Origin of the sequence: Carboxylicivirga linearis (assembly GCF_018271995.1) — a bacterium.
Classification (GTDB): Bacteria; Bacteroidota; Bacteroidia; order Bacteroidales; family Marinilabiliaceae; genus Carboxylicivirga; species Carboxylicivirga linearis.
This window is the reverse complement of the sequence record NZ_JAGUCO010000003.1, coordinates 43636-58870: the sequence shown is the minus strand read 5'-3', so window position 1 is coordinate 58870 and position 15235 is coordinate 43636. Positions and strand designations below refer to the sequence as shown.

Annotated in this window: 13 protein-coding genes; 10 read left to right on the top strand and 3 right to left on the bottom strand. The window is 38.0% G+C overall.

Translation table 11 applies throughout. The annotated features are described in order from the left end of the window. Positions 1-7 precede the first annotated feature (7 nt). From KEM10_RS05850 to KEM10_RS05835, 4 genes are all read left to right on the top strand, one after another. A complete protein-coding gene (locus KEM10_RS05850) occupies positions 8-1303 on the top strand; it encodes a glycoside hydrolase family 57 protein (RefSeq protein WP_212214659.1) in 1296 nt (431 codons plus the stop codon). A 68-nt stretch (positions 1304-1371) separates the two neighbouring features. Then, a complete protein-coding gene (locus KEM10_RS05845; protein ID WP_212214657.1) occupies positions 1372-1677 on the top strand; it encodes an isoamylase early set domain-containing protein in 306 nt (101 codons plus the stop codon). A 46-nt stretch (positions 1678-1723) separates the two neighbouring features. After that, on the top strand, positions 1724-5959 hold the full coding sequence (gene glgP, locus KEM10_RS05840; RefSeq protein ID WP_212214654.1) for an alpha-glucan family phosphorylase: 4236 nt from the start codon (positions 1724-1726) through the stop codon (positions 5957-5959). Between the two features lie 47 nt (positions 5960-6006). Further along, complete coding sequence (locus KEM10_RS05835) at positions 6007-6399, top strand: ribosomal maturation YjgA family protein (protein WP_212214652.1); 393 nt, start codon at positions 6007-6009, stop codon at positions 6397-6399. Here the strand turns inward: KEM10_RS05835 and ybaK are convergent. From ybaK to kdsB, 3 genes are all read right to left on the bottom strand, one after another. Then, on the bottom strand, positions 6396-6863 hold the full coding sequence (ybaK, locus tag KEM10_RS05830) for a Cys-tRNA(Pro) deacylase (protein ID WP_212214650.1): 468 nt from the start codon (positions 6861-6863) through the stop codon (positions 6396-6398). The two genes, KEM10_RS05835 and ybaK, sit on opposite strands and share 4 nt — an antisense overlap. A gap of 72 nt (positions 6864-6935) precedes the next feature. Further along, a complete protein-coding gene (locus tag KEM10_RS05825; protein ID WP_212214649.1) occupies positions 6936-8939 on the bottom strand; it encodes an alpha amylase C-terminal domain-containing protein in 2004 nt (667 codons plus the stop codon). A gap of 3 nt (positions 8940-8942) precedes the next feature. After that, positions 8943-9704, bottom strand: a complete 762-nt coding sequence (kdsB, locus tag KEM10_RS05820) for a 3-deoxy-manno-octulosonate cytidylyltransferase (RefSeq protein WP_212214647.1) — start codon at positions 9702-9704, stop codon at positions 8943-8945. A 168-nt stretch (positions 9705-9872) separates the two neighbouring features. Here kdsB and KEM10_RS05815 point away from each other — a divergent pair, with 168 nt between their 5' ends. The 6 genes from KEM10_RS05815 (at position 9873) to groL (ending at position 15169) form a co-directional block, all read left to right on the top strand. After that, positions 9873-11120 (top strand): sigma-54 interaction domain-containing protein, encoded by a 1248-nt coding sequence (locus KEM10_RS05815; protein ID WP_212214646.1) that lies wholly within the window; start codon positions 9873-9875, stop codon positions 11118-11120. A 17-nt stretch (positions 11121-11137) separates the two neighbouring features. Next, positions 11138-11650, top strand: a complete 513-nt coding sequence (locus tag KEM10_RS05810) for an LptE family protein (RefSeq protein WP_212214644.1) — start codon at positions 11138-11140, stop codon at positions 11648-11650. A gap of 9 nt (positions 11651-11659) precedes the next feature. Beyond that, on the top strand, positions 11660-12604 hold the full coding sequence (locus tag KEM10_RS05805) for a tetratricopeptide repeat protein (RefSeq protein WP_212214643.1): 945 nt from the start codon (positions 11660-11662) through the stop codon (positions 12602-12604). Between the two features lie 10 nt (positions 12605-12614). Then, complete coding sequence (gene secG, locus KEM10_RS05800; protein ID WP_212214641.1) at positions 12615-12971, top strand: preprotein translocase subunit SecG; 357 nt, start codon at positions 12615-12617, stop codon at positions 12969-12971. A 249-nt stretch (positions 12972-13220) separates the two neighbouring features. Then, entirely contained in the window at positions 13221-13499 is a 279-nt protein-coding gene (locus tag KEM10_RS05795; protein WP_212214639.1) for a co-chaperone GroES, read from the top strand. Positions 13500-13528: 29 nt separating this feature from the next. Beyond that, positions 13529-15169 (top strand): chaperonin GroEL, encoded by a 1641-nt coding sequence (gene groL, locus KEM10_RS05790; protein ID WP_212214637.1) that lies wholly within the window; start codon positions 13529-13531, stop codon positions 15167-15169. Positions 15170-15235: the final 66 nt, after the last annotated feature.

Genomic DNA, 15235 nt, shown 5'->3' with positions numbered 1-15235 from the left:
ACAGACTATGAGAAATATTTGCTTTTATTTTCAGGTACATCAGCCGTTCAGATTCAGAAGATATCGCTTTTTCGATATTGGACAGGACCATTATTACTACGACGATTACACCAACGAATCGGTATTAGATAAGGTAAAAACAAAATGTTATTTACCTACCAACCAACTATTATTAAAGCTTTTAAAAAAGCACAAGGATAAATTTAAAATAGCTTTTTCTATTTCTGGTGTGGCATTGGATCAATTTAAATTATATGCCCCCGAAGTAATTGATAGCTTTAAAGAGTTGGTTGACACAGGTAATGTTGAACTATTGGCTGAAACCTATTCGCACTCTTTGGTAGCTTTAAAAGATGAAAAAGAATTTAAAAATCAGGTAAAACAGCATGCCGAAACGGTAAAAGAAATTTTTGGTGTTAAACCCAAAGTATTCAGAAACACAGAACTGATCTATTCCGATGAAATTGGTCGGATGGTTAAATCAATGGGCTATGAAGGAATGCTTACCGAAGGTGCCAAACACATACTTGGATGGAAGAGCCCCGACTTTTTATACTGTAACGCCATTGATCCTAAACTGAAAGTTTTACTCAAAAACTTTACTTTAAGTGATGATATTGCCTTCCGCTTTGGCAACAAAGGATGGTGCGAATGGCCATTAACCACACAAAAATATGTCGACTGGTTAGTGAATCTTGAGAGAAAGGAAGAAATTGTTAACCTGTTTATGGATTACGAAACCTTTGGAGAACATCAGTGGAAAGAAACCGGAATTTTTGAATTTTTGGAAGATCTTCCGGATAAAATAATTAAGAACAAAGCACTTCAATTTGTTACTCCATCAGAAGCCATTAAAGAGCTACAGCCCGTTTCTGCAGTTCATGTTCCTAACCCAATCAGTTGGGCTGATGAAGAACGTGACTTAACCGCCTGGCTGGGCAATGAAATGCAAAACGAAGCATTTGAAAAACTGTATTCACTATTACCCAAAATACGCCAATGCGAAGATGAAAAATTATTGAAGGATTGGAGATATCTGCAGGTTAGTGATCATTTCTATTATATGAGTACTAAATTCTTCTCCGATGGTGAAGTACATGCCTATTTCAATCCTTACGAAACTCCATATGAAGCATTCATCAATTACATGAATGTATTGAGCGACTTCACACTACGACTTAATTCTGCTGTTCCGGAATCGAACCTTGAGCAGGAACTGGCAAATTTATCCCGCATTATAGAGAAGAAAGAAAAGAAAATTAAGAAGCTTGAAAAGCAATTAAAGACATCAGCAAATAAGTAACAAACAACCCAACTCAATTATAGTAACACACAGGCAAAAAGACTTATTAACCTTTAACTTTTTATATTATGAGTATTAAAAAACAATACCTAAAAAGTCGGCCTGAATGTAAAGTAACATTTAAGTTAGGCAAATTCGAAGATGCAGAATCCGTAAACATTGTAGGTAGTTTCAACAACTGGAATTTATCTGAAACCAGCATGGATAAACTTAAAAACGGATCTTTTACACAGACATGCTATCTTGAAACAGGGAAAGAAATCCAATTTCGGTATTTGGTTAATAACCACACATGGATAACAGAGGAAGAAGCAGATGACTTTGTTGATACCGGAATGGGCGACAACCAAGTAAATGCAGTTCTAAAACTGTAATCGGAAAAAAGAGAGATCTAAGGTCGGAAAACAAAAATAGAGAGGTATGATTAGTAGCTTTATAAAGCCTGACTATATTTTCGAATGTAGTTGGGAAGTATGTAATAAAATGGGTGGCATACATACCGTATTGGCCACCAAAGCACAGACTTTGGTACAGGAGTTTCAGGACAAAGTGATATATATTGGTCCTGATGTTTGGAGAGGAACTCCTACAAACCCAGAATTTTTAGAGGAAAACAGCCTTTTTCCGGATTGGAAGGATGAGCTACAGCAGGAAGGAATCTCAGTTAGAATAGGAAGATGGAATATTGTTGGAAGACCTATAGTAGTATTAGTCGATTTCACTTCTTTTATGCAAGTTAAAGATGATATTCTGGCTAAATACTGGGAATGGTTTGCCGTTGATAGTATTAGTGGGCAATGGGATTATATAGAATCAGCACTTTTTGGATATGCCTCTGGAAAGGTGATTGAAAGCTTTTATCGTTATTTCCTGAATTTAAATGACAAAGTAATAGCTCATTACCACGAATGGATGACCGGTTCAGGAGCCTTATATCTGAATAAGGCTCTTCCTCAAGTAGGAACACTTTTTACAACACATGCTACTGTAGTAGGACGATCATTAGCCGGCAACGGATATGCATTTTACGACAGCTTAACCGAATATGATGGCGAAAACAAAGCTCAGGAGCTAAACATAGTTGCAAAACATTCGATGGAGAAAAAAACAGCCATCAATGTGGATTGTTTTACAACTGTATCAGATATTACAGCACGGGAATGTAAACAATTTCTTACCAGAGATGTGGATGTTGTGACTCCGAATGGTTTCGAAGAAGATTTTGTTCCGCAGGGAGAGGAATTCGATAATAAAAGAAATATTGCTCGAAACAAACTAAAAGATGTTGCTGAAGCTCTCTTAGGATATGAGTTATCCCCTAATGCTATGTTTATAGCTAACAGTGGGCGTTACGAATATAAAAACAAAGGCATAGATGTTTTTATGGATGCTCTGCAAAAACTTAATGCACCCAATGGCTTAGAAAAAGAAGTGGTGGCTTTTGTGCTTATACCTGCCAATACCTTTGGCCCCAGAAAAGATTTAATTGAGAAACTTAACAGTGGAGACAAAAACATCATTCTTGATAATCCATTCCTAACCCATGGACTCAACGATTTGGGTTACGATCCTATTATCAATAAAATTCAGGACACTCACCTCAACAATGAGCAGGATGATAAAGTAAAACTAATTTTCGTTCCCTCCTATCTGAATGGTGATGATGGCATCTTTAACATGCCGTATTACGACTTGTTAATTGGCATGGACTTAACCGTTTTTCCGTCGTATTACGAACCTTGGGGCTATACTCCAGTGGAGAGTCTTGCATTCCAAATTCCTACCATCACCACCGATCTGGCTGGTTTTGGATTATATGCCACTCAATTATCAAAAAGCATTGATGAGGGAGTCGCGGTTTTACATCGCAACGATTCTAATCATCAGGAAATAGTGGATGCCACAGCCGATGTAATTCAACACTACTCAAAAATGAGTAAAGAAGCTATTGAAAGCAGCAGAGCTAAGGCTCTTGAAATAGCTAATTCGATTGCATGGGATTCGTTAATTAAACATTATTACCGAGCTTTTGACATTGCTTTAAAAGCAGTTGAAAACAGAAAAGACAAGTTAAGTCCGGTACAAAAAGATGCTCGCATCAGAACCAGACCTCAACCTTCATCTCAACCAAGGTGGAAAAAAATAATTGTTAAGTCTAAACTTCCTGAGCCATTAGAACCGCTACAGGAGCTAAGCCATAATTTATGGTGGTCGTGGAACTATCAGGCTACCGAACTTTACGAAGAAATTGACGGAGATCTCTGGGTAGAAGTAAAGAAAAATCCAATGCTCTTATTGGAAAAAGTACCATACGATAGACTGAACGCATTGGCGAATGATACCGAATACTTAAAAAAAGTAAATAAGGTATATGCCATGTTTAAAAAGTACATGGAAAAACCTTTCTGTCATAGTCCTTCGGTGTCGTATTTCAGTATGGAATACGGTATTAATGATATTTTAAAAATTTATTCGGGTGGCTTAGGTGTATTAGCCGGCGATTATCTGAAGGAAGCCAGCGATTGTGCTGTTAATATGGTGGCCGTGGGATTGCTATACAGATATGGTTACTTCAAACAGTCTTTATCCTTAAGTGGAGAACAGATGGCTATTTACGATGCGCAGGAGTTTTCCAATTTACCATTGGATGAAGTGCGCAATGAGGATGGTACTTTGGTTGAAGTAATGCTTAATTTGCCCGGGCGTACCGTATATGCCAAGATATGGAAGGCTATGATTGGGCGCATACCTCTTTATCTACTGGATACGGATGTTCCTAAAAATAATCATCTCGATAAAAACATTACCCATAGTTTGTATGGTGGAGACTGGGAGAATCGCCTCAAACAGGAGATTCTATTAGGAATGGGTGGAATGAGGATGCTTAAAGAGCTTGGAATCAACAATGATGTTTATCATTGCAATGAAGGTCATGCCGCCTTAATTAACATACAACGTTTGGTTGATTTGGTAGATAATAAATTCACCTACAACGAAGCAATGGAGTTGGTAAGAGCATCATCTTTATTTACGACCCATACACCTGTGCCTGCTGGTCATGATAAGTTTGAAGAAGACATGCTGCGTGTGTACATGCGCCATATTCCGGATAAACTCAATATCTCATGGGACGAATTCATGGACTTGGGAAGGGAAAATCCAGGCGATAAAACTGAGAAATTCAGCATGAGTAATCTGGCTGCTAAAACATCACAGGAGATGAATGGTGTAAGCTGGCTACATGGCGAAGTATCGAAAGATATGTTCCAAAGTTTATGGAAAGGATTTTATCCTCAGGAACTTCATATTGGATACGTAACTAACGGAGTTCATTACAGCACATGGACGGCTAAAGATATCAGAGTGTTCTATGAAACTCAGTTTGATGACGACTTCATGTCTGATTTAGCTAATAAAGATTATTGGGAACATATTCAAAACATCTCAAACAATAAGATTTGGGAGATCCGTAAAGGTTTAAAGAAAAAATTAATTGATTATATAAAAGATCGTACATACGAAAATTTATCCACAACACATTCAGATCCTTCTACCATTTATGAAGTAATGGAGAGGTTAGACGAGAATGCATTAACCATTGGTTTTGCCCGACGTTTTGCAACCTACAAAAGAGCTCACCTTTTGTTTACCGACACAGAACGCTTAGCGCAGATAGTTAACAATCCTGATAAACCCGTTCAGTTTATCTTTTCCGGTAAGGCTCATCCTGCTGATGGTGGTGGTCAGTCTTTAATTAAACATATTGTAGAAATATCTCGTCGCCCTGAGTTTATAGGAAAAATAATTTTCCTTGAAAACTACGATATGGATATGGCCAAACGACTGGTAAGTGGCGTTGATGTTTGGCTAAATACTCCTACGCGTCCATTGGAAGCTTCCGGAACTTCAGGTCAAAAAGCAGAAATGAATGGAGTACTCAATTTTAGTGTGTTAGATGGTTGGTGGTACGAAGGCTATCGCGAGAATGCCGGTTGGGCTCTAACCGACAAACGTACCTACGACAATCAGGATTATCAGGATGAATTAGATGCCGCCATTATTTACAGTATTTTGGAAAACGAGTTAATTCCAACGTATTACGAACAGGATGATAATGGCATCTCAGCCAAATGGTTGCAATATGTGAAGAATTCTATTTCTACCATTGCTCCAGACTATACAACCAAGCGCATGATGGATGATTATAGAAGTCGTTTCTATGATCCAATGGGTAAACGCCTGAAAACAATTACAGAAAATGATTATAGTATCACCAGAGAACTTGCCACCTGGAAACGAAAAATATGGCAGGGATGGGATCATATAGAGGTTCTGGAAGTGGATCTTCCGGATATAGGCCAACAAGAATTGGGAATTGGAGAAGAGTATGAAATTCATGTAACAGTTGATCTTAAACAATTATATGGAACTGATGTAGGCATGGAAATGGTTGTTGTTGATGGAAACGATGAAGCTAAACCCAAAACAGTTCACACACATGGTTTTGAAATTATAAAAGAGGAAGGAACAAAAGTATATTACCTCTTAAAACATACTCTTAACCTACCAGGTGTATTTAAGTTTGGTATCAGAATGTTTCCTTATCACAAACATTTACCTCACCGACAAGATTTTGGTATTATGAGATGGATTTAAATAGATTTTAACGGGGCTTCGGTCCCGTTTCTTTTTTTAATGTTACTATGAACTTATCACTTCAAGCCAGAAAAACAGACTTTTGGGGGACTCTTTTATTAATCATTCTGGGACTCTTTGTTCGCTCAGAATATATTTCTGTGCCCGAAATTTTGGAACCATACATTGGTGATGTAATTTGGGGAGCGATGGTTTTCTTCTTTTTCGGAATCATTTTAGCTAAAACACCTCTTTTACTTAGGATGCTTTTTGCAATAAGCTTTTCTTTTCTAATTGAATTTTCGCAACTATTAAAATATGATTGGATCGAGTTTTTACGAAGCTATAAAATAATAGCCTTGGTTATTGGATACGACTATTCAACCAGCGACCTAATTTGCTATACCATTGGAATTGGTATTGCCTATTTTATTCGGAAAAAGATAAAAAACAGGAATTAAACCAATTCTCCAACTGTCATATTAGCAAACTCAATTAAATCTTGCGGATTTAACTTTATTTGCATACCGCGCTGCCCAGCACTGATGTATATAAAATCAAAAAGTTGACAAGTTGAATGAATATAATTAGGATAAGGTTTCTTCATGCCAATGGGTGTACATCCGCCCCGGATGTATCCGGTTAGCGGCAACAGCTCTTTCATTTGAATCATATCGGCTTTCTTATTCCCAGATATTTTTGCAGCTTTTTTAAGATCCACTTCCTCATCACCCGGAACTACACATACAAATATTCCATTCTTATCACCACGCAGTACCAACGTTTTAAAAACCTGTTCCACATTCTGGCCCAATTTAGCAGCAACAGTAGCGGCACCTAAATCCGATTCGTCAACTTTATATTCAACGGTTTCGTAATTTATTTTTTGCTTATCAAGCAAACGAATGGCATTGGTTTTCTTCATTTGATAAATAATTGATGCTTCACTAAATTCTTAAAATTATGCGAATGTAATGAAACCCCTTCTATCAATCAGCTAATAAACACGTTTGATTTCCTGCTTTTTAATTACCAGCACCATACGTGCCGGAAGATATAACAGTAATTGATGCTGACCACTTTCAATTGCCTGAGTGTAATACATCTGTCCTTTTTCAATGCGATTAAAACCGCCAAACTCTTCATCGTCTGAAGTAAAGGCCACTTTATATTTACCTGCATTAACCGGAATACCATAACCTGTAAAAGACTGAACGGGATTAAAATTAAAAACGAACAAATAATCGCCTCTGGAGAATGCTAACACCTGATCAGGTCCGTTATCAAAACGATGCTGTAAGTGTTTGGTTAAAAGTCTTTCATCCGAAAACAAATTGACAATAGACTTATCGAACTCATTTAATTCTTTAAATCGGAGATCAGGATTTTTAACCAGCGACCATTGACGGCGAGCATATTTAAATGAAAACCCGTTCCCTTCCCTCGGAAAATCAATCCACTCAGGATGACCAAATTCATTTCCCATAAAATTAAGGTATCCACCCGATGCCGTAGCAATAGTAACTAAGCGAATCATTTTATGTAATGCCATGGCCCTGTCTATCACCAAATGCCTCCAACCAGTGGACATATGATCATACATCTCTTTATCAGCCAACCTGAAAATGATGGTTTTATCACCCACCAAAGCCTGATCATGCGACTCGGCATAGCTGATTGTACGCTCCTCAACCCTATGCTGACTTAACTCGTGATATATCTGACCTACATTCCAGTTTTCATCCGCATGTTCTTTAATGAGCTTTATCCAAAAGTCAGGAACTCCCATCGATAAACGGTAATCAAAACCAATACCTCCACCTTCTATGCTTCCGGCTAATCCAGGATAACCACTCATCTCTTCTGCGATACTGATGGCATTAGGTTTAACTTCATGAATGAGTTTATTAGCCAATGTAAGGTAGCATAGAGCTTCTTCATTACAAACACCATGAAAATAGTCATCGTAACCGGTAAAATCTTTTTCCAGTCCATGGTCGTGATAAATCATACTGGTGACTCCATCAAAACGAAATCCATCAAAATGAAATTCTTCTATCCAGTACCTGCAATTAGAAAGTAAAAAGCCCAGTACTTCATCCTTATTATAATTAAAACATCTGGAGTCCCAGGCCGGATGATCGTACTGATCGAAATATTGTGTTCGATCACCATCGAAATTACTTAATCCTTCCAACTCATTTTTAACGGAATGAGAATGCACAATATCCATTATCACAGCAATGCCCATATTATGAGCTGTATTAATAAGCTGTTTTAACTCTTCCGGGGTTCCCATGCGCGAACTCACTGCAAAAAAGTTAGATACATGATAGCCAAAGCTTCCATAATACGGATGTTCTTGCACAGCCATCAATTGAATGGTATTGTAGCCTAATGATTGAATGTGTGGCAGAACATTCTCAATAAACTCAGTATAAGATGCCACCTTCTCTTCTTCGGAAGCCATTCCAACATGAGCTTCATAAATTAAAGGATGGAAATCGTCTGAACCTAACTTAAAAGGTGAGTCTGTCCACTCAAATGGTTGATCCGGACTCCAAACCTGGGCATCAAATACTTTGGTTGTTTCATCCTGAACCACTCTTCTGGCATAAGAAGGTATGCGATGCGCATTCCCTCCATCCCAAAACACATGTAATTTAAAATGATCTTTATGCTTTAGAAATTCAAAAGGGATAAACAATTCCCAAATTCCTCTGTCTTTTCTTATAAACTGAAAGGCAACTCTTGGTTCCCAGTTAGAAAAATCGCCAATCAAATAAATAGCTGTGGCATTAGGCGCCCACTCCCTTATCACCCATTCACCATTCTCGGCATGCAGACCCATCCATTGATACTGAGATGCAAAATGTTTTAATCCTCCATGCATTTCGTTTATCTCATCCAGCTTTCTTAAGTACTTATCATGCCGTCTGCTGATTTCAGCCGCATGAGGTTCAAGCCATGGGTCTGTTTTGATAAGGTTGAGGTTCATCATAAATTATCTTATTAATCCGGATTTCAATAATTTTTCAAGATCTTGTGGAGTATCAATAGCTACCGCCTGTTCGTTGGTTTCTTCTACCCTAATAGAGTAACCGTTCTCAAGCCAACGTAGTTGCTCCAAAGATTCTGCCAGTTCCAGCTGCCCCAAAGGCAATCTTGTTATTTCCATCAATACATCAGAACGATAACCGTACAATCCAATATGATTATAATATTGATGTTTATCTACCCAATCCTTTTCCTGCTCTGAACGAAGATAAGGTATGGGTGAACGGCTGAAATAGAGTGCTTTTTTATCCTTACTTACAACCACCTTAGGTTTATTCGGATTGAAAAGGTCTTCGGTATGTTTAATTGGCTTAACCAAGGTGGCCAATTCTGTTTCTGCTTGATTAAAGCACTTTGCAACTAAACCAATTTGCTCAGGACTGATAAAAGGTTCATCACCCTGAATATTCAGCACTGCATAAAAATCTGTTTCTTCCAATTGCTTTACTTTCAGCAAAGCTTCCGCACATCTGTCTGTACCACTCTGATGATCTTCAGAAGTCATAACTACTTTACCTCCAAATTTCGAAACAGCGTGTTCAATTCGCTCGTCATCTGTGGCTACATAAACATATTTCAATTCTTTCTGAGCCTGCTCATAAACCCTTTGAATCATAGGTTTACCACCAATATCAGCCAAAGGCTTACCAGGGAAACGTGTTGATCCAAAACGGGCCGGTATCAAACCCAAAATATTTTTTTCTAACATATTTTATTATCTCATCTGTTTATCGGTAAATTTAATGATATTTTTCAACGGCTTACAATTGGTGAAAATTGTTTTCAGCTTTTCCTCGAAAAAACATTGAGAATTGTAACTTTGTCAGTCAAACTGCTAAAATTGCAGTCTCATTTTCTAGTCAAAAAATTAGTATCCATGGATCTACAGCAAATCAAACAAAGGTTTGGCATCATAGGTAATTCATTTGGTCTAAATAGGGCCATTGATGTTGCCGTACAAGTTGCTCCCACCGATCTTTCTGTTCTGATCACGGGTGAGAGTGGTACTGGTAAAGAGTCTTTTCCACAAATTATTCATCAGAACAGCGCTCGAAAACATGGGCCTTATGTTGCGGTTAACTGCGGGGCTATTCCTGAGGGAACCATTGATTCAGAATTATTTGGTCACGAAAAAGGAGCCTTCACCGGAGCCTTGTCGGATCGTAAAGGTTATTTTGAAGAAGCTAATAAAGGAACTATTTTTTTAGATGAAATTGGAGAGCTTCCTTTAGCAACACAAGTGCGATTACTGAGAGTTTTAGAAACCGGAGAATTTATGAAGGTAGGTTCTTCCAAAGTTTTAAAGACGGATGTTCGGGTGGTAGCTGCCACCAATGTTGAAATGGAGAAAGCCATTAAAGAAGGTAAATTTCGTGAAGATTTGTATTATCGCCTTAACAGCGTTCCTATAAAAATACCACCGTTGCGCGACAGAGCTGAAGATATTTATTTATTATTCCGCAAATTTTCAAGCGACTTTGCCAATCGTTACCGCATGCCGGCAATTAAATTAACCGATGATGCCAAGAAGCTTCTTTTGGGATATCGATGGCCGGGAAACATCCGACAATTAAAAAACATTACCGAACAAATATCTGTAATTGAGCAAGAAAGAGAAATTGACGGTGAATCAATGACTCGTTATTTACCTTATCATAGCGGAGATAACCTGCCGGCTTTAATCGATCAGAAAAACATGCCTGGTGGAGCTGATTTCAATACAGAGCGTGAAATATTATATAAGGTTTTATTTGATATGAAACGCGATATGAACGATTTAAAAACACTGGTACACGGCTTACTGGAAGATGGTCCGGTGGTTGCTCAGGCTGAACATGCTAATATCGTTCAAAAACTATATCAAACTGAAGAAGGCAGCTTTGTACCGGACAATATACCTAACAACGTTCCAACGTACAATAATCAACAAAACGAACAGCATTCAGGCATTGAAGATACCGAAGAATTTGTTGAAGAATCATTGTCTTTAGCTGAAAAAGAAATTGAATTGATAAAAAAAGCATTGGATAAGTACAATGGGAAACGTAAGCAAGCAGCTCGCGAATTGGGTATTTCGGAACGAACTTTGTACCGGAAAATTAAAGAATATAAGATAGAAGGGTAAACTTTAGTAAGTATATAATGATAAGACAAATAAAAATATTTGCTGCTTTAGCAATAATAGTTAGTGGATTTACCGCTTGCTCAATTAACATGACAATGAGTGGTGCATCTATCCCGGAGAATATCAACTCATTCTCGGTACAGTATTTCAACAACCGTGCTCCATTGATAAACCCAACACTTAGCCAGGAATTTACAGAAGGCTTGAAAGACCGAATCACCAATGAGTCGAGGTTGAGATTAGTCTCAGACAACGGAGATATAGATTTTTCAGGAAACATTACGGGTTATGACGTTCGCCCAATGGATATTCAGGCTGATGCTGTTGCTGCCCAAACGCGTCTTTCAATGACAGTTAAAGTAACATACAAAAACTATAAAGATCCTAAAAGCAACTGGGAATCTTCCTTTTCAGCATTTCGCGATTTTGATTCCAATCAGAATATAAATGCTGTTGAAGCGGATCTTACCAGAGAAATGGTTGAAGAGATTACTGAAAATATTTTCAATAAGGCATTTGCCGACTGGTAGAAACTAAACATGAATAAGTCAGAGTTTTTTGATTTCGTAAACAATCCCGATCGTTTAAACAAGGATACGGTCTCATCATTAAATGAAATAATTGATGAATACCCTTGGTTTCAAACAGCCCGTTTGTTATTGGTCAAAAACCTACATCTGATTGATCATGTCAAGTTCAATAGTGAGCTAAAAACATCAGCTGCCTTTATAGCCGATCGACAAAGACTTTTTGATTTGGTTCATAGTCATCAGGTAAAAGATGAATCCATTGAGGAAAACGAAACTCAGATTACTCCGCAAGAAAAAGTACCTGTTGAAGTAATTGAAAAATCAGAGAACCAAGAATCGTCAACGTCAGAGAGGTCATCTATTGGCATGTCAACCAATATCAGCTCGGTTAGTGATTATTTTCAAGCCGATGACGTTTACGAAACCAAAGATGGTAAAACACTTGACTTTTCCGATATTGGCAAAAACAATACGGAAGACGAAGACGAAGCTCCAATGGTGTTACCCAGTGCTGATTTTCTTGAATACGAATCATCTGATTATACCGGGTACCAATTACACGATGCCAACAATATAAACGAAGAAGAAAATCGCTCTTTCTCTGGTTGGCTTAATGCTCTGCGTCATGCTCCCGTAAATCAAGCACAAGAAGAAACTCCAAAACCCAAAAAGAAATCGCAACAACTCATTGATAATTTCTTAAGTTTTGATGCACCAAAAGTGATTGGAAGAAAGGATATTCCTGATAATAATAACGGAAATGTACGTCATGAAAAAAGCATCAGCGAATCTGACGACCTACTATCTGAAACATTAGCAAGCATATACATCAAACAAAAACATTTCGAAAAAGCTATTAGCATTTATGAAAAGTTGCGTTTGAAATATCCCGAAAAAAGTGTTTACTTTGCCGAGCAAATTAGTGACCTAAAAAAAAGTATTAATAATCAATAAATAGAGAAATATGTATTCGTTTATTTCGATACTAGTTATTATAGTGAGCATCCTTCTTATCCTGATCGTTTTAGTTCAAGACTCAAAAGGTGGAGGTTTAGCTTCTAACTTTTCGGCTTCTAACCAGGTGATGGGAGTTCGTAAAACCACCGATTTTCTTGAGAAAGCAACATGGACTTTAGCTACTGCCGTTTTAGTTTTAGCTTTTGTTGCCGTAATGGTTTTACCTAAATCAATGCCAGGAGGTGCCGAAGTGGATGAAAAAATTAATGCTCTTCCGCAACAACAGCAAGAGGTACCTGCATTCCCTACTCCAGCAGAAGGAGATCAGACTCAGGAGTCAGCAGCTACACAAGACGCTGAATAAGCATTAAACTACGATATTAAGAGTAAGCCGGTTTGTCATTGATAAACCGGCTTTTTTGTGCCTGACATTTTGTAATCTCATATCAGGCAATCCACCGCACTGCTGCAATTTTGACTTTCCTTGTCACAAGTTTCTGTCAGTTAACTGAAAAAAAGGCAGACTTTTGATTAAAAATACCCGTAAATTGCATTTGGCATACTTTGTGAGAATTTGCCTGCATCAAATTGTTTAAATTTAAAATTTATAGATATGTCAGATTTAAAAGGTAAAGTTTTAGCCGGTAAAATTTTGGTTAAGCCACAAGAGGCTGAAACCACTACTTCAAGTGGTATTATCATTCCTGATTCAGCAAAAGAAAAACCATTACAAGGACAAGTTGTATTGGTTGGAGCAGCTAAAAAAGATGAAGAAATGGAAATTAAAGCTGGTGATGTTGTACTATATGGAAAGTATGGCGGTACTGAATTAAACATCGATGGAGTTGATTACTTGTTGATGTCTCAGTCTGATGTGTTGTATATCCTTTAATAATTAACCAACGATTAAAAACAAGCAAAATGGCTAAAGAAATAAAATTCAATATTGAAGCTCGCGACCTACTAAAAAAGGGTGTTGATGAGTTAGCAGATGCAGTTAAAGTAACATTAGGCCCAAAAGGTCGCAATGTAATTATCGATAAAAAATTCGGTGCTCCATCAATTACTAAAGATGGTGTATCAGTAGCTAAAGAAGTTGAATTATCTGACCCATATGCAAACATGGGTGCTCAAATGGTAAAAGAAGTAGCTTCTAAAACAGGTGATGATGCTGGTGACGGAACTACAACTGCTACTGTTTTGGCTCAGTCAATCATTAACGTTGGTTTGAAAAACGTTACTGCCGGTGCCAATCCTATGGAATTAAAGCGCGGTATTGATAAAGCTGTTACAGCAGTAGTAAAAAGCATTAAAGAGCAAGCTCAGGAAGTTGGTGAACACAGCGAAAAAATTGAGCAGGTTGCTACTATTTCAGCTAACAACGACAGCATGATTGGTAAGTTGATTGCTGAAGCAATGGAGAAAGTAAGCAAAGAAGGTGTTATTACTGTAGAAGAAGCTAAAGGTACTGATACTACTGTAGAGGTAGTAGAAGGTATGCAGTTCGATCGCGGTTACATCTCTCCATATTTCGTGACTGACACTGAAAAAATGGAAGCTGATATGGAGCATCCAATGATCTTAATCCACGACAAGAAGATTTCTACTATGAAAGATCTTCTTCCTGTATTGGAAGCTACTGCTCAGGCTGGAAAACCTTTGGTTATTATTGCTGAAGATGTTGATGGCGAAGCATTGGCTACATTGGTTGTAAACCGTTTACGTGGTTCATTAAAAGTAGCTGCTGTTAAAGCTCCTGGTTTTGGTGATCGTCGTAAAGAAATGTTACAGGATATTGCTGTATTAACTGGTGGTACTGTAATTTCTGAAGAAACTGGTTTGAAATTAGAGAACGCTACTTTGGAAATGCTTGGAGAAGCTGAAAAAGTAACTATCGACAAAGAAAATACAACCGTTGTTAACGGAGCTGGTCAAAAAGATGCTATTGATGCTCGTACTGCACAAATCAAAGCTCAAATAGCTAATACTACTTCAGATTACGACCGTGAGAAACTACAAGAGCGCTTAGCTAAATTAGCTGGCGGTGTTGCTGTACTTTATGTAGGTGCTGCTTCTGAAGTTGAAATGAAAGAGAAAAAAGACCGTGTTGATGATGCTTTAAGTGCAACCCGCGCTGCCGTTGAGGAAGGTATCGTTCCTGGAGGTGGTGTTACTTTGGTTCGTGCTATTTCTTCATTAGCTGATTTAAAAGGTGAAACTGAAGACGAAACAACTGGTATCGAAATCGTAAAACGCGCCATCGAAGAGCCATTGCGTCAGATTGCATTCAACGCAGGTAAAGAAGGTGCTGTAATTGTACAAAAAGTTGCTGAAGGAACAGCTGACTTTGGATACAATGCTCGCTTCGACCGCTTCGAAAACTTATTGGAAAGTGGTGTTATCGACCCTGCTAAAGTAACTCGTATTGCTCTTGAGAACGCTGCTTCTATTGCTGGTATGTTCTTAACTACCGAGTGTGTTTTAGTAGAAGAAAAAGAAGACGAAGCTCCAATGCCTCCAATGGGCGGCGGAATGGGTGGCGGAATGCCAGGAATGATGTAAGAAATTACAATCACAACATATTTAGGAGGCTGTCTTTTAAGGCAGCCTCTTTTGTTTTACAAACAC